Raw genomic sequence first — 14,122 nt, 5'->3', positions numbered from 1 at the left:
TCCGGCGGAGCCCCCCGCCAGCCCCCCATGGCGAAGATCCTGGTCATCGACGACGAGGCGAACCTCCGCAAGGTGCTCGCCGCCATGCTGCGCCGTGACGGCTTCGACGTCACCGTCGCGGCCGACGGCGAGCAGGGACTCGCCGAGTTCAACAAGAATGGCGCGGACATCGTGGTGACGGACCTCGTCATGCCCAAGGCCGGTGGCATGGAGGTGTTGCGCGCCGTCAACGCCGCCAACCCCGACGTGCCCGTCATCATCATCACCGCGCACGGCACCGTGGACTCCGCCGTCGAGGCCATCAAGGCCGGTGCCTTCGACTACGTCACCAAGCCCTTCGATCAGTCGGAGCTCTCGGCCGTCATCGCCAAGGCGGCCAAGGCGCACGATGTCGCCCAGCGCTCGGTGCGCGCCGACGCCAAGGCCCGCGCCGCCATCATCGGCGAGTCGCCACAGCTGCAAGAGGTCTTCAAGATCATCGACAAGGTGGCGGACACCCCCTCCACCGTCCTCATCAATGGCGAGAGCGGCACCGGCAAGGAGCTCGTCGCATCGGCCCTGCACGGCGCCTCCAGCCGCCGCGACAAGCCGTTCATCAAGATCAACTGCGCCGCCATCCCCCACAACCTCCTCGAGTCCGAGCTCTTCGGCTACGAGCGCGGGGCCTTCACCGGCGCCGTCACTTCCAAGCCCGGCCGCTTCGAGCTGGCCGACGGCGGCACCCTCTTCCTCGACGAGATTGGAGAGATCCCCGTCGAGATGCAGGTGAAGCTGCTGCGCGCGCTGCAGGAGGGCGAGTTCGAGCGCGTAGGCGGCATCAAGACGACGCGCGTGGACGTGCGTCTCATCGCCGCCACCAACCGCGACCTGCAGGCGGAGATCGAGACCGGGCGCTTCCGCAAGGATCTGTATTACCGGCTGGCGGTGGTGCCCATCGTGCTACCGCCCCTGCGTGAGCGCCGCGCGGACATCCCCATGCTCGCCGGGCACTTCGTGGAGAAGTACAACCGCAAGCTCAACAAGAAGATCGAGAGCATCTCCGACGACGCCATGGCGCTGCTGCAGGCCTACAACTGGCCCGGCAACATCCGCGAGCTGGAGAACCTCATCGAGCGCGTGTTGCTCTTCGCCGACGGGCCCACCATCACCGCGAAGGATCTCCCGGATCCGGTCCGCCAGGGCTCGGGCACGCCAGCGCCCGCCCTCTCGGCCGCTCCCCTGGAGGCCTCCACCGGTGAGGGTGGCCTCAAGGACATCGTCCGCATGAAGGCGGCCGAGCTGGAGAAGGACCTCATCACCAAGGCCCTGGAGGAGACGGGTGGCAACGTCACGCGAGCAGCCAAGCTGCTGCAGATCAGCCGCAAGTCCCTCCAGACGAAGATGAAGGAATTCGGCCTGCGCGACACCACCCCGTCCGACGGGCGGGATGAATCCATCGACGAGTAGTGACCGGGACGGCGAAATATCGCCGCGAAACCATCGGTTCGGACCCGGCCACAACCCCTTTCCCCCTGGGAGCCTGAATGCGGCCGCCTCTTCCCACCCTCGGACCTCAGCCGAAGAAAAGCCCTGTCGGTCCGGTGATGGTCGTCTCCTTGCTGCTGGGTCTGAGCGCCGGAGGCGTGTGGTGGTGGAAGCAACGGCTCGCCTCGGAGACGCCCCCCGCCACGACCGAGCAGCAGCTCGCCGTCGCGGGCTCCTCCCCTGCCACCCCGCCCTCCGCCACCGCCCCTTCCGCGGCCTCCGCCGCACCCGTGGCCGCGGCTCCCGTCGCGGCGGCTCCCGCGGATCCGCTCGCGGCCGCCGGGCTGTCGCGCGCCACCATCCGCATCGACGGGCCCATGGAGACGGCCGTCACCGCCGCCGCCGGCCCCGAGGTGGGCCCCGCGCTCGCCCAGGTGGTGACGCGCACGCTCGTGTGGTGGGTGGATGTGCCGGGAGATCTGCGGCGTGGGGACACGCTCGACGTCCTCTACCAGGTGCGCCCCGGCGAGGAGCCCCTCGTGTACGCGGTGCGCTTCACCAGCAACAAGACGGGCCAGACGCACCGCGCCTACCGCTTCCAGCCCGAGGGTGACAGGAACCCCCGCTACTACCTGCCCAGCGGCGAGGAGCTGGAGCTGCGCCTGGAGAACTCGCCCCTGGAGGACTACGAGCAGGTGACGTCGCTGCTGCGCGATGGCCGCCGGCACAAGGGCGTGGACTTCAAGACGCCCGTGGGCACTCCGGTGAAGGCGCCCTTCACGGGCATCGTCCGCCGCAAGAACTGGAGCTTCCGCTTCAACGGCAACTGCATCGAGCTGGAGGAGATTGGCGGCAAGAACCGCCGCGCGCTCTTCCTGCACATGGACGAGCTGCCGCGCTCGCTCAAGGTGGGAGACCGCTTCAACGTGGGCACCATGCTGGGCCGCAGCGGCAACAGTGGCCGCTCCTTCGCGCCCCACCTGCACTACCAGCTCGAGGCCGCCAACGAGCGCGTGCTGGATCCCTACGAGAGCCACCGCACCTACCGGCGTTCGCTCGCGGCGAGCCAGCGCGCGGCCTTCGAGGCCGAGGTGCGCCGGCAGGATGGGCTGCTCGGCACCACCGTAGCCGGCGGATGAAGCCATCCGTTTCTTGACACCCCCGCTTGCGACGGCTAGCGTCCCCGGACAATTTCTCAACGTTTCCCGGGGGTTAGACGGCACGGGTGGTCCCAGCGGCCCCCTCGCCCCGACCCCCGAGGAAGTGGTTCCGGAGGTCGGATGTCCAGGCTTCGCGCCGTAGTCGCCGCGCTGACGCTGGGTGTGCCGTTCGTCGCCACCGCGGCGGATGTCACTCGCGTCGCTTCGTCCTTCGAGGACGAGGATCCATTCGGGATGTTCATCGACGCGGGCTTCGCGCACTCGCAGCGGCGCACGAAGATCGTCCGCGAGGTCCTGCCCGAAAGCACGGGCGGGACGCGTCAGTACGAGGGCGAGCTCTGGTACAGGAATTACGACACGCGCCTGAACCTGGACGTGGCCTTCGGTATCGCCCAGGACGTGGAGCTGTCGTTCGGGCTGCCCCTCGTGCTCCTCCAGGACGAGTCCTGGTCGTTCGTGGAGGGTCGGAACTCGGGCAACTCCACCATCACCAACAACTTCGTGCGCAACAACTGCGGGGGCTCGGGTGTGCCCTGCTCGCTCACGACGCGCGAGCCGCTCTTCAACGTGCCCGATAACGGGTACCTGGAGACGTTCCGCGGTGGCCTGACCCGCTTGGGCAACGCGCGCTTCGGGTTCGCGTGGGCCATCTTCAACCAGCTCAAGGACGAGACGAAGCCCACGTGGACGGTGGCGCTGGACTACGAGGCCCCCACGGCGAAGCTGCTCGACCCGAGCTTCGTGACGTCCAAGGAGCAGCGCGGTGACGTCGGGGACCGGGTGCACAAGTACACGATCTCCACGGCGCTCTCGCGGCAGATCGGCCTGGCGGAGCCGTACTTCCGGATGCACTACACCATCCCCGTGCGCGGCCCGGGTGCCTGGTCCAACTGCGACAACCGCAACGTGGAGCCGCAGAACCTCGGCCACCCGCAGAACTGCGGCACCGCTGACTGGAATCGCAAGGAGACGGGCATCCAGGCGCCACACATCGCCGGCGTGATGTTCGGCTCCGAGTTCCAGGTGCTCGATCAGCCCACGCGCAAGTTCAAGCTGGACCTGCGCGCCATCAGCAACTACGTGTCCAAGGGCCGTTACTACAACGAGATGAGCGGCGCTCTGCGCAAGCTGCTCGCCACCGGGGACTACATGCAGGTCGGTGGCCAGTTCGCCCTGACGGCCCAGATCTCCGACTTCCTGTCCGTCCGGGGCTCGGGCATGTTCCTGTACAACACGGACCACGTGCTGACCGACGAGAAGATCGGCAAGGACCTGGACGGCAACGGTTCGGTGGACATCACGGGGAACCCGGCGGAGCTGAACCCCAACTTCGACTACCGCACGGACTTCGTCTCGCGGCGCTTCCTCGCCACCGAGAGCAAGGACTTCCGCCTGGACGTCACCGCCACCCTGCGGTTCTAGGGGAGCCCATTTCCCCTCTCCCCTCGGGAGAGGGACGGGGTGAGGGTATCTCGGATCCCGGGTTGAACCCCCTGTCCACATCGGGTGCCACGGGTTGAAGAACAGGCCCCGATACCCTCACCCTGACCCTCTCCCGAAGGGAGAGGGGATGGTGGTGAGGAGTGGTTTCACTTGATGGGATTCACCGCTTCTTGAGCCCGAGCCCCAGCCGGTACACGTCCTGCCCGGACCAACCGGCGCGGCGGGCCAGCTCGGTGCTGAGCGCCTTGAGCTTCTCCCCTCTCCCGAGCCCCTCCTCCAGCGCTCGCTGCAACTCCTCCTCGGACCAGCGCCGCTCTCCGGTACGCCCCTCCACCAACACCACCACCTCGCCCCGGGGCTCCTCGGCCGCGTAACGCCCGGCCAGCTCCGACAGCGTGCCGCGCACGAACTCCTCGTGCACCTTGGTCAGCTCCCGCGCCACCACCGCGCGCCGGTCCCCCAACGCGTCCTTCAGGTCCGTCAGCGTCTCGGCCAGCCGGCGCGGGGACTCGTAGATCCCCACCGTGGCCGACAGCGGCGCTACCTCCTCCAGCATGGCCTGGCGCTCCGGCCCCTTGCGCGGCAGGAAGCCCAGGAAGTGGAAGCGCCCGGTGGGCAGCCCCGAGGCGCTCAGAGCCGCCACCAGCGCCGTGGGACCCGGCACGGGCACCACCTTCACCCCGCGCTCGATGGCCTCGGCCACCAGCTTCTCCCCGGGATCGCTGATCCCCGGGCTGCCCGCGTCCGTCACCAGCGCGCAGTCCTCTCCGGCCTCGATCCGCTCCAGGATGCGGCCGGCGCGCTGGCCCTCGGCGAAGGCCGGCAGGCTCACCGTGTCCGCGGAGATGCCGAAGTGGTCCAACAGCACGCGCGAGTGCCGCGTGTCCTCGCATGCCACGAAGGACACCGCCCGCAGCGTCTCCAGGGCGCGCGTGGAGATGTCCCCCAGGTTCCCGATGGGCGTGGCCACCAGGTAGAGCGTCCCAGCCATATCCGTTCCTCACATCCCCGCGTCGAAGGCGCCCGGCAGGTGCTCCACCGTGGCGTGCTCGCCACGGCCCACCACCGAGATGACATCGAAACGGATCATCCTGTCCCGCAGCCGATGGGCCAGGAGGTAATGCAGCGCGGCCTTCACCACCTTGCGCTGCTTGGCGAAGGACACCGTGTGGGAAGGATCTCCCCACACCGCCGTGGAGCGCATCCGCACCTCCACGAAACACAAAGTGTCCCCGTGCTCGGCCACCACGTCCAGCTCCCCGTAGCGGCAGGAAAAATTGCGCGCGCGCACCCGGTAGCCCCGAGCCTCCAGGAAACGCACCGCCACCTCCTCGCCCTCGTCCCCATACCCCTTCCGATCCACCACCCCTGCCCGTTCCATCCCCACCCCTCCCGGGCCCCCACCTCTGGGAGCCCCACTCGCCACCACGGCGCGCCTACAGATTGACAGGCCCGTCCGACAACTGCGCCAGTCCGGGATGCGGGCTCACATGCAGCACCTGCGTCAGCGTGCCCAGGTGCTTGAGCATCCGCCCGATCAGCGGCAGCCGGGACTCGTCGAGACCCACCAGCGCGTCCTCCACGAGCAGCGGCAGCTTCACCCGGGCGCTCACCTTCTCTACCACCGTCAACCGGAGGCTCAGGAAGAAGAGGTCCACCTCGCGCGGAGGCAGCTCACCCACCGGCATGCGCTTGCCCGAGGAGGTCACCACCATCGTCCGCCCATCCCGGTCCCACTCCACGCCGACGTAGCGGCGCTCCGTGAGCGCGCTGAAGTACTGCACGCACCGCTCGCGCATCATGCCGATCACCGCGGCCACGTCCGTGGCCAGCAGATCCCCCGCCAGTCCGAGCACCAGGGGCCCCGGATCCTCCAGGGGCTCCATCATTCCGCCACCGGCCATATCAACGGCGGACATACCCATGCCGGCCATCTGCGGGTTGCGCGCGAGCGCGATGGACTCCTTGAGACGGGCCAGCTCCCGCTCCACCTCGCGCAGGTCGCGCACGAAGGCACCCTTCTCGGAGATCTGCGCGTTGAGCAGCTCGATCTGCTTGCGGAGCACCGGCAGCTGGTGGGCCGCCTCCTGGAACTCCGGGTGCTTCTCCACCGTCACGAGCTGGGCGCGCAGCTGGGCCACCTCGGCGCCGAGCTGCTCGCGGCGCTGCAGACGCAGCGGGATCTCCTTGGGCGTGTCCACGTCGAACACTTCCAGGGCCTTGCGCACCGGGCCGGCCTCGGCCTCGAACTCCTCGAGGATCTTCTTCTCGCGCGCGACGAACATCTCGCCGCGGCGGCTCAACCGATCCTTGTCCTGCAGCTCGTCCACGTAGCGGATGGCGAGCACCGCGGCGAAACCGAAGGCCGGGATGTCCAGCAGCGCCAGGTACCGGCCCAGGCCGTCGGTGAGCAGGCCGGCGACGAAGAACGCCACGCCCACGGCCACGGCGATCAAGAAATTGCGGTTGCGCACGATCGGCTCGACCTCCGGCAGCCGCTGCGCCTCCTCCTCGGCGACCTCGCGCTCGGACTGCAGGCGCGCCAGGGCCTCGTCACGGCGCGCGAGCGTCCGCGGGTAGCGCTCCGCGCGGGCCACGATGTCCTGCGGCAGGCCGAACGACTCGGGCGTGGGCTCGGCGTTCCAGGCCGCCTCCGCCTCGCGCACCTTCTCCTTGAGACCATCGGTGCCGCGCAGCTTCGACTCGAGATCGAAGACCTGGGAGTTGAGCCCATCCACCTCGAACTGGAGGTTGTCCACCTCCCTGCACAGCACGAGCTCCTTCTCGAGCTCGCGCACCTTCGCCTCGGCGGCGGGGATGTCCGAGGCGGGCATCACGCCCGGAGACGAGATGGACATGCCGGGAGAGGAGTGCGCCATGCCGGGAGAGGAGTGCGCCATGCCCGGCGAGGTCGGCGAGCGCATCGCGGGCATGCCCGTGGACGAGTGCGCCCGCAGGCCCGACGTGGAGGCCGGACGGCCCGCGCCGCGGGGACGGCGCGAGGGCAGTTGCGCCGCCTGGAGGCAGAAGAGCTGCTCGAAGGTGGTGCGCGGCGGCAGGCCCACCTGGCCGCGGAGGAACTGGTTCGCCTCGGCGGTGTCCTGCGTCACCAGCTCCGGCTGCTTCGTGGCGGGGTTGAGCCGGTGCAGCGAGCCTCCACCGCCGAGCTCGCGCAACACGCGGTAGGTGAGGGAGTCCTGCCCCACCAGCGTGAGCGCGGCCTTGGCCGCCTTCTGCGTGGAAGCGGCGAGCGCGGCATCACCGCCCCGGCCATCCGCGTAGAGCAGCGCGAGCGACAACCCCGCCAGCGGGCTCAGCTCCGGCGTGGGGGGCTTGAGGACCAGATACCCGGTCTTCAGGGCGAAACGGCCCGCCGGAGAGAATCCCCGGACGTTCTGGACGGCGACCTCGACGAAGTGCATGCGCCGCCCATTCTAGCGCGCCTGGGCATGAAAAAAGGGAGCGTCCTCGAAAGGACGCTCCCCGAAAAGCACCGGCCCCAGGGGGCTGGCGAGGATGCGAGCGGCTGATGCCTAGCTGGCGTTCGCCTTGGCGGCGTGGCTGGCGGCGGCGCGGCGCATCTCCGCGTCCTCCTGGCTCTCCACGCGGGAGGCCTTGCCCTTGAGGGCGCGGAGGTAGAAGAGGCGGTTGCGGTTCACGTTGCCGCGGGTGAGGACCTCGATCTTCTCGTAGCGCGGGCTGTGCACCGGGAAGATGCGCTCCACGCCCACGCCGAAGGAAACCTTGCGGACGGTGAAGGTGGCGCGGTTGTGGCCCTTCTTCTTGCGGATGACGACACCCTCGAACGCCTGCACGCGCTCCTTGTCGCCTTCCTTGACCTTCCAGTGAACTCGAACCGAGTCACCGGTACGGAACTGGGTGACGTCCTTACGGAGGTTCTTGGCCTCCACGTACTCGATCGCGCTGCGACGCATGACTGACTCCAGAAAAGCTCAGACTCGGGGTACGAAAACTGAGAGCGGGCCGTACTACCAGAGAGCCGGGGGTCGGACAAGCCCGCAGAACACCGACCAATGGCCCAGGAACCGTTGGAGGGGCTACAGCTCCTCCTCTTTCTTGGACAACAACTTCAAATCCGCCTTGTTGAACTCCAGGCGGGCATACAGGTCCGGGCGCCGTTCCCGGGTGAGCTGCAGGGCCTTCCAGCGGCGCCAGCGGGCGATCCGCGCGTGATCTCCGGATTGGAGGGCGGCGGGCACCTCGGCCCCGCGGAAGACGGGCGGCCGGGTGTAGTGGGGGTGCTCCAAAACGCCCTCCTCGAAGCTCTCCGTGACGCTGGAGACCTCGTTGCCCAGTACCCCGGGCAGCAGCCGGGCCACGGCATCCACCACGGCCAGGGCGGCCACCTCGCCCCCGGTGAGGATGAAGTCCCCCAGGGACACCTCCCCGTCCAGGAACGGCATGACGCGCTCGTCCACGCCCTCGTAGCGGCCGCAGACGAGGATCAGCCCGGGCTCCTTCGCCAGTTCGCGCGCCCGCGCCTGGGTGAAGACAGGGCCCCGAGGGCTCATCAACAGCACCTTCGCCCCGGCGGGGGCACGGGCCCGGGCGGCCTCGATGGCGGCCACCAGCGGCTCCGGCTTCATCACCATGCCGGCACCACCCCCGTAGGGCGTGTCGTCGGTGACGCGGTGCTTTCCCTCGGCGTAGTCACGGATGTGCGTGACGGTGACGCCGAGCAGCCCCTTCTCCTGGGCCTTCCCGAGGATGCTCGAGCCCAGATAGCCCGAGACACTGTCCGGAAAGAGCGTCACCACCTCCACGGGGTACATCAGCCCTCGCCCCCTTCTGACCCGCCCTCCGGCTCCTCCCCACCCGCCTCCAGGTACTCCGGAGGCTTCACCACGAGCCGGCCGCCCGGGATGTCCACGGTGGAGACGAAGTCGTCGACGAAGGGCACCACCAGCTCTTCCCTGCCCTCGGCGCGGATGACGAGGTTGGGCACCTCGCCGGTCTCCCAGAGTTCCTCCACGCGGCCGAGTACCTTGCCGGACTCGTCCACGGCGGTGAGCCCCACCAGGTCACCCTGGAAGTACTCGTCCTCGGCGGGAGGCTCGAGGTCCTCCCGGAAGGCGAGCACGGTGGCACCCACCAGCGCCTCGGAGGCGTCGCGGCCCTTCACGCCCTCGAAGACCACCAGCATCTCCTTGGGCGTGGGCCGCACGGAGACGATGCGCAGGACGCGCTCGGCGCCGGTGCGCGGACGTACGAGTACGCGCTCGACATGGTCGAGCGTCTCGGACGCCGGGTCGAAGGTGCGGACGGCCACCTCTCCCTGGAGACCATGGGCGCGGGCCACATAGCCCAGTTCGAGATGGGGTTTGAGCGTCACTGGCCTTCAGGGGGTGTGGCGGGCGCGGGGGTCGCGGCCTGGGGTTGGCGCCGGTCGTCCTGGATCTCCAGGCGGACCTTCTGGCCCTGCTTCTGGGCCGCGGCACCCACCAACGTCCGGAGGGCACCTACGGTGCGACCGTCCCGGCCGATGACCTTGCCCACGTCCTCGGGGGCGACCTTCAGCTCATAGAGCCGGGCCCCGTCCACGTCGGACGCGCGCAGGCTCACCTGGTCAGGTTGATCGACCAGGGCCCGCGCGAGATAGATGATGAGCTGCTCCACGCTGTCCGCTCGGCCTGCGAGGAGACTAAGCGGGCTTGGCGGCGGGGGCGGCGCGCTTGTGGCGCTTGATGAGCTCGCCCACGGTCTCGGAGGGCACCGCGCCGGCCTTCAGCCAGTACTCCAGACGCTCAGCGGCGAACTCCACCTTGGCGGGCTTGTGGTTGGGATCGTAGGAACCCACGGCCTCGAGGAACTTGCCATCCCGGGGGTTACGGGAGTCGGTGGCCACCACGTGGTAGTACGGCTTCTTCTTGGCGCCCGCGCGGGCAAGACGGAGGACAACGGCCATTTCTGATGCTCCAGGTGAAAACTGAAGGTGAGACAAGAAGGTGATCAGCTTGGAGGGGGGCGCTCTTAGCGCCGCCACAAGCGGATTGTCAAGGAAGCTCGGGGTTTTGCGTCGATTCCGACGCATTTTCGCCGCCCCGGTTGGCCAGCTGGCCACAAGCACCGGCGATATCGCGGCCCCGGTTCTGCCGGATGAAGGCGGCCACGTGCCCGTTGGTGAGGAGCTCCCGGAAGCGCTCGGCCCGCTCGTCCATGGTCGTCTTGAAGCCGAGCCCGGGGTTCTCGTTGTAGGGGATGAGGTTGACCTTGGCGGGGATGTCCTCGAGCAGCTCGATGAGGCGGAAGGCGTCCTCGTCGCTGTCGTTGAAGTCCCGCAGGAGGACGTACTCGAAGGTGATGCGGCGGCCCTGGCGCAGGGGGAACTTGCGGCAGGCGTCGAGCAGCGCCGCGATGTTCCACTTGCGGTTGACGGGCATCGTCTTGGAGCGCTGCTCGTCGGTGCTCGCGTTGAGCGAGATGGCGAGCTTCACGTCCGTCTCCTGGCCGAAGCGCTCGATCATCGGCACCAGGCCCACCGTGGAGACAGTGATGTGGCGGTGGCTGAAATTGGGCCCCTCCACCGACTGGAGGATTTTGAGCGCCGTCTTCAGGTTCTCAAAGTTGTGCAGGGGCTCGCCCATGCCCATGAAGACCAGATTGGAGAGCGGGCGGTAGGTCTCCAGCTTCTCCAGCTTGCGCACCTCGCGGTTCACCGCATGCACCTGGGCGACGATCTCCCCCGGGGTGAGGTTCCGCTTGAGGCCGAGCGTACCCGTCATGCAGAAGGTGCACGCCATGGCGCAGCCCACCTGGGTGGACACGCAGAGCGTCTTGCGGTCCTCGGAGGGCATGTAGACGGACTCGATGTAGCGGCCGTCCCGCGTCTTCCAACGGTACTTGATGGTGCCATCCACCGAGCGCTGCTCGGCGTCCTTCACGAGGGGGACGATCTCCGCGCGCGTCTTCAGCTTCTCGCGCAGGGCCTTGGAGAGGTCCGTCATCTCCTCGAACGAGGTGGCACCGCGCTGGTGCATCCACCGGTACAGCTGGCCGGCCCGGAACGCGCGCTCGCCCAGCTCCTCGGTGAGGAAGCGGGTAAGCCCCTCCAGCGTGAGGCTGGAGACCTCCGTGAGCTTCGCGGGCGCGGGGGCCTGCTCGGGCACGGGAGTGGCCGTGAGGTCGGCGTTGGGAGGGGTGGGCTCGGGCTGCATCATCATGATTCCAACGGGGGGAGTGTGGACGTGACTTCCCACAAGATAGGACTCGGAGTCAAAGGAGGGCCCGTTCCCTCCCCTGCTCCGCGGCGAAGGCCGAAAAGACGGCGGCCCGGTCCCCGCGGAGGAGCGCGGGGGCCGGGCCGTGTCCCGGGCGCGAGGCCCTCCCAGCTACTTCTTGCTGGTGTACTCGTAGGGGGCGATCTCGGTCTCGCGGAAGAAGTACGCGATCTCGTTCTTCGCGTTCTCCAGGCTGTCCGAGCCGTGCACCGTGTTCTGGTCGATGCTGGTGGCGAAGTCGCGGCGGATGGTGCCCGGGGCGGCGTTGGCCGGGTTGGTGGCGCCCATGATATCGCGGTTGGCCAGGACGGCGTTCTCACCCTCCAGCACCATCAGCACCACGGGGCCGGAGATCATGAAGTTGACCAGGTCCTTGAAGAAGGGGCGCGCCTTGTGGACGGCGTAGAACCCCTCGGCCTGGGCCTGGGACAGGTGCTGCAGGCGGATGGCAACGGGCTTCAGGCCCTTCTCCTCGAAGCGGGAGATGACCTTGCCAATGACGCCCTTCTGGAGCCCGTCGGGCTTGATGATGGACAGCGTACGCTCGATGGCCATGGTTGATGGTCCTCGTATGACGTGTGGGAGGTGGGACTAGCGGTTCTTCTTGGGAGCGCCGCGCTTGACGGCCTCCTGAAGCGTGGTGCCGAGCTCGGCGGGGCTGGCGGCCATGACGAAGCCAGCGGCCTCCATGGCCTTGATCTTCTCCGAGGCCGTGCCCTTGCCACCGGAGATGATGGCGCCGGCGTGGCCCATGCGCTTGCCCGGAGGAGCCGACTGGCCGGCGATGAAGCCAGCGATGGGCTTGGTGAACTCGCGGGCCACATACTCGGCGCCGCGCTCCTCGGCGTCGCCGCCGATCTCGCCGATCATGATGACGGCGTCCGTCTCGGGGTCCGCGTTGAAGAGCTTCAGCACGTCCACGAAGTCCGTGCCGTTGACCGGGTCACCGCCGATACCCACGGCGGTGGACTGGCCCAGGCCCAGCTGGGTGAGCTGGTACACGGCCTCGTAGGTGAGCGTGCCCGAGCGGGACACCACGCCGATGCGGCCCGGCTTGTGGATGTGGCCCGGCATGATGCCGATCTTGCACTTGGCGCCCGGAGTGATGACGCCGGGGCAGTTGGGGCCGATCAGCCGCACGCCCGGCTTACCCTGCAGGTAGCGCTTGGCCCTGATCATGTCATTGACGGGGATGCCCTCGGTGATGGTGATGATGAGGGAGATGCCCGCGTCGGCGGCCTCCATGATGGAGTCGGCGGCGAAGGGGGGCGGAACGAAGATGACCGAGGTGTTGGCACCGGTCTGCTTCACGGCGTCGGACACCGAGTTGAAGACGGGGACCTTGCCCTCGAAGTCGGTACCGCCCTTGCCCGGCGTGACGCCGGCGACCAGCTTCGTTCCGTACTCCATCATCTGCTTGGAGTGGAACGAGCCCGCCGAGCCGGTGATGCCCTGGCAGAGGACCTTCGTGTTCTCGTTGACGAGGATGCTCATGGCTTGAACCTTTCTCTGCCTGGACTACTTCAGCGCCGCGACGGCCTTCTCGGCGGCCTGGCGGAGGTTGTCGGCGGGGGTGATGGCGAGGCCGGAGTTACGCAGCAGCTCCTTGCCCTTCTCCACGTTGGTGCCCTCGAGCCGCACCACGAGCGGAACCTTGAGCTGCACTTCCTTCGCCGCGGCGATGATGCCCTCGGCGATGACATCGCACTTCATGATGCCGCCGAAGATGTTGACGAGCACCGCCTTCACGGCCGGGTCGGCGAGGATCAGCTTGAAGGCCGCCGTCACCTTCTCCTTGCTCGCGCCACCGCCCACGTCCAGGAAGTTGGCCGGCTGACCGCCCACCAGCTTGATGGTGTCCATGGTGGCCATGGCCAGACCCGCGCCGTTCACCATACAGCCGATGTTGCCCTCAAGCGCGATGTAGGCCAGGTCCCACTCCTTGGCCTGGGTCTCGCGAGGCTCCTCCTCGGCGACGTCGCGGTACTCGAGCAGATCCTTGTGCCGGTAGAGCGCGTTCTCGTCGAAGTTCACCTTCGCGTCGAGCGCCACCACGCCGCCATCCTTGAGGATGACGAGCGGGTTGATCTCCACCAGGGAGGAGTCCGTCTCCATGTACATGCGGTAGAGCGCGGAGCAGAACTGGACGAACTTGTTCACCGTGGGACCGGTGAGGCCCAGACCGAAGGCCAGCTTGCGGCCCTGGAAGTCCTGGAAGCCCACGGCGGGATCCACCGACTCGCGGAGGATCTTCTCGGGGCTGTGGGCGGCCACTTCCTCGATCTCCACGCCGCCCTCACGGGAGGCCATGAAGGTGACGCGCGAGGTGGCGCGATCCAGCGTCACACCGAGGTACAGCTCCTGACCGATGGCCAGGCCCTCCTCGATGTAGACCTTGTGGACCGTCTGGCCCTCGGGCCCGGTCTGGATCGTCTTGAGCTTCATGCCCAGCATCTGCTGGGCCAGGTCCTTGGCCTCGGCGGGGCTCTTGGCGAGCTTCACGCCTCCGCCCTTGCCGCGGCCACCCGCGTGGATCTGGGCCTTCACGACGACCACCGGCGTGCCCAGCTCCTTGGCGGCCGCCTCGGCCTCTTTGGGCGAGAGCGCGAGAATGCCGCGCGGCGTGGGAACGCCGTACTTCCGGAAGATTTCCTTGCCCTGGTACTCGTGGATCTTCATCGAGGCTCCGGGTGACGCGAGTGATGCGAGAGACTGGCACCCGGAAGCGAGCCTCCGGGGCGGAACGGCGCGGCTGCCTCTCTCGCGCAGAATGGCCCGCTTGGCAAGGCCCTACTGTCAAGGGCCAATCAGACGGAC

Annotated in this window: 15 protein-coding genes; 3 read left to right on the top strand and 12 right to left on the bottom strand. The window is 68.3% G+C overall.

The window, feature by feature from the left end; all coding sequences use genetic code 11:
- Positions 1 to 27 precede the first annotated feature (27 nt).
- The 3 genes from BO221_RS45590 (at position 28) to BO221_RS45580 (ending at position 4,046) form a co-directional block, all read left to right on the top strand.
- Entirely contained in the window at positions 28 to 1,446 is a 1,419-nt protein-coding gene (locus tag BO221_RS45590) for a sigma-54 dependent transcriptional regulator (protein ID WP_073567201.1), read from the top strand.
- 137 nt (positions 1,447 to 1,583) lie between these two features.
- The gene (locus BO221_RS45585) at positions 1,584 to 2,603 is read left to right on the top strand and encodes a M23 family metallopeptidase (RefSeq protein WP_233166557.1); all 1,020 of its coding nucleotides are present in this window, start codon (positions 1,584 to 1,586) and stop codon (positions 2,601 to 2,603) included.
- Between the two features lie 141 nt (positions 2,604 to 2,744).
- The gene (locus BO221_RS45580) at positions 2,745 to 4,046 is read left to right on the top strand and encodes a hypothetical protein (RefSeq protein ID WP_073567199.1); all 1,302 of its coding nucleotides are present in this window, start codon (positions 2,745 to 2,747) and stop codon (positions 4,044 to 4,046) included.
- Between the two features lie 181 nt (positions 4,047 to 4,227).
- Here the strand turns inward: BO221_RS45580 and rsmI are convergent, their stop codons facing one another.
- The 12 genes from rsmI to sucC form a co-directional block, all read right to left on the bottom strand.
- Positions 4,228 to 5,058, bottom strand: coding sequence for a 16S rRNA (cytidine(1402)-2'-O)-methyltransferase (gene rsmI, locus BO221_RS45575; RefSeq protein WP_073567198.1), 831 nt, complete (start codon positions 5,056 to 5,058; stop codon positions 4,228 to 4,230).
- Positions 5,059 to 5,067: 9 nt separating this feature from the next.
- Entirely contained in the window at positions 5,068 to 5,448 is a 381-nt protein-coding gene (locus BO221_RS45570; RefSeq protein WP_073567197.1) for a YraN family protein, read from the bottom strand.
- A gap of 55 nt (positions 5,449 to 5,503) precedes the next feature.
- Entirely contained in the window at positions 5,504 to 7,489 is a 1,986-nt protein-coding gene (locus BO221_RS45565; RefSeq protein WP_073567196.1) for an ATP-binding protein, read from the bottom strand.
- Positions 7,490 to 7,600: 111 nt separating this feature from the next.
- Entirely contained in the window at positions 7,601 to 8,002 is a 402-nt protein-coding gene (gene rplS / locus BO221_RS45560) for a 50S ribosomal protein L19 (RefSeq protein ID WP_073567195.1), read from the bottom strand.
- Between the two features lie 123 nt (positions 8,003 to 8,125).
- Positions 8,126 to 8,860, bottom strand: coding sequence for a tRNA (guanosine(37)-N1)-methyltransferase TrmD (gene trmD, locus BO221_RS45555; RefSeq protein ID WP_073567194.1), 735 nt, complete (start codon positions 8,858 to 8,860; stop codon positions 8,126 to 8,128).
- Positions 8,860 to 9,420 (bottom strand): ribosome maturation factor RimM, encoded by a 561-nt coding sequence (gene rimM / locus BO221_RS45550; RefSeq protein WP_073567193.1) that lies wholly within the window; start codon positions 9,418 to 9,420, stop codon positions 8,860 to 8,862. The genes trmD and rimM overlap by 1 nt, the downstream gene beginning before the upstream one ends.
- Complete coding sequence (locus BO221_RS45545) at positions 9,417 to 9,704, bottom strand: KH domain-containing protein (protein WP_073567192.1); 288 nt, start codon at positions 9,702 to 9,704, stop codon at positions 9,417 to 9,419. The genes rimM and BO221_RS45545 overlap by 4 nt, the downstream gene beginning before the upstream one ends.
- A gap of 25 nt (positions 9,705 to 9,729) precedes the next feature.
- Positions 9,730 to 9,993 (bottom strand): 30S ribosomal protein S16, encoded by a 264-nt coding sequence (gene rpsP, locus BO221_RS45540; protein ID WP_047857489.1) that lies wholly within the window; start codon positions 9,991 to 9,993, stop codon positions 9,730 to 9,732.
- Positions 9,994 to 10,081: 88 nt separating this feature from the next.
- Positions 10,082 to 11,242 carry a 23S rRNA (adenine(2503)-C(2))-methyltransferase RlmN gene (gene rlmN / locus BO221_RS45535; RefSeq protein ID WP_369866138.1) on the bottom strand — a complete coding sequence of 387 codons (1,161 nt, stop codon included), beginning with the start codon at positions 11,240 to 11,242 and terminating at the stop codon, positions 10,082 to 10,084.
- 174 nt (positions 11,243 to 11,416) lie between these two features.
- Positions 11,417 to 11,860, bottom strand: coding sequence for a nucleoside-diphosphate kinase (gene ndk / locus BO221_RS45530; protein ID WP_047857487.1), 444 nt, complete (start codon positions 11,858 to 11,860; stop codon positions 11,417 to 11,419).
- A gap of 36 nt (positions 11,861 to 11,896) precedes the next feature.
- Entirely contained in the window at positions 11,897 to 12,799 is a 903-nt protein-coding gene (gene sucD, locus BO221_RS45525; RefSeq protein ID WP_073567190.1) for a succinate--CoA ligase subunit alpha, read from the bottom strand.
- Positions 12,800 to 12,823: 24 nt separating this feature from the next.
- Positions 12,824 to 13,984, bottom strand: coding sequence for an ADP-forming succinate--CoA ligase subunit beta (sucC, locus tag BO221_RS45520; RefSeq protein WP_073567189.1), 1,161 nt, complete (start codon positions 13,982 to 13,984; stop codon positions 12,824 to 12,826).
- Positions 13,985 to 14,122: the final 138 nt, after the last annotated feature.

The organism is Archangium sp. Cb G35 (assembly GCF_001896145.1).
In the GTDB taxonomy this organism is placed as follows: Bacteria; Myxococcota; Myxococcia; order Myxococcales; family Myxococcaceae; genus Archangium; species Archangium violaceum.
This window is presented reverse-complemented; position numbering and strand designations above follow the sequence as displayed.

Coding starts and splice junctions, on each gene's coding strand:
- BO221_RS45590 (WP_073567201.1), top strand. CDS start 28: ATGGCGAAGATCCTGGTCATCGACGACGAGGCGAACCTCCGCAAGGTG.
- BO221_RS45585 (WP_233166557.1), top strand. CDS start 1,584: ATGGTCGTCTCCTTGCTGCTGGGTCTGAGCGCCGGAGGCGTGTGGTGG.
- BO221_RS45580 (WP_073567199.1), top strand. CDS start 2,745: ATGTCCAGGCTTCGCGCCGTAGTCGCCGCGCTGACGCTGGGTGTGCCG.
- rsmI (WP_073567198.1), bottom strand. CDS start 5,058: ATGGCTGGGACGCTCTACCTGGTGGCCACGCCCATCGGGAACCTGGGG.
- BO221_RS45570 (WP_073567197.1), bottom strand. CDS start 5,448: ATGGAACGGGCAGGGGTGGTGGATCGGAAGGGGTATGGGGACGAGGGC.
- BO221_RS45565 (WP_073567196.1), bottom strand. CDS start 7,489: ATGCACTTCGTCGAGGTCGCCGTCCAGAACGTCCGGGGATTCTCTCCG.
- rplS (WP_073567195.1), bottom strand. CDS start 8,002: ATGCGTCGCAGCGCGATCGAGTACGTGGAGGCCAAGAACCTCCGTAAG.
- trmD (WP_073567194.1), bottom strand. CDS start 8,860: ATGTACCCCGTGGAGGTGGTGACGCTCTTTCCGGACAGTGTCTCGGGC.
- rpsP (WP_047857489.1), bottom strand. CDS start 9,993: ATGGCCGTTGTCCTCCGTCTTGCCCGCGCGGGCGCCAAGAAGAAGCCG.
- rlmN (WP_369866138.1), bottom strand. CDS start 11,242: ATGCAGCCCGAGCCCACCCCTCCCAACGCCGACCTCACGGCCACTCCC.
- ndk (WP_047857487.1), bottom strand. CDS start 11,860: ATGGCCATCGAGCGTACGCTGTCCATCATCAAGCCCGACGGGCTCCAG.
- sucD (WP_073567190.1), bottom strand. CDS start 12,799: ATGAGCATCCTCGTCAACGAGAACACGAAGGTCCTCTGCCAGGGCATC.
- sucC (WP_073567189.1), bottom strand. CDS start 13,984: ATGAAGATCCACGAGTACCAGGGCAAGGAAATCTTCCGGAAGTACGGC.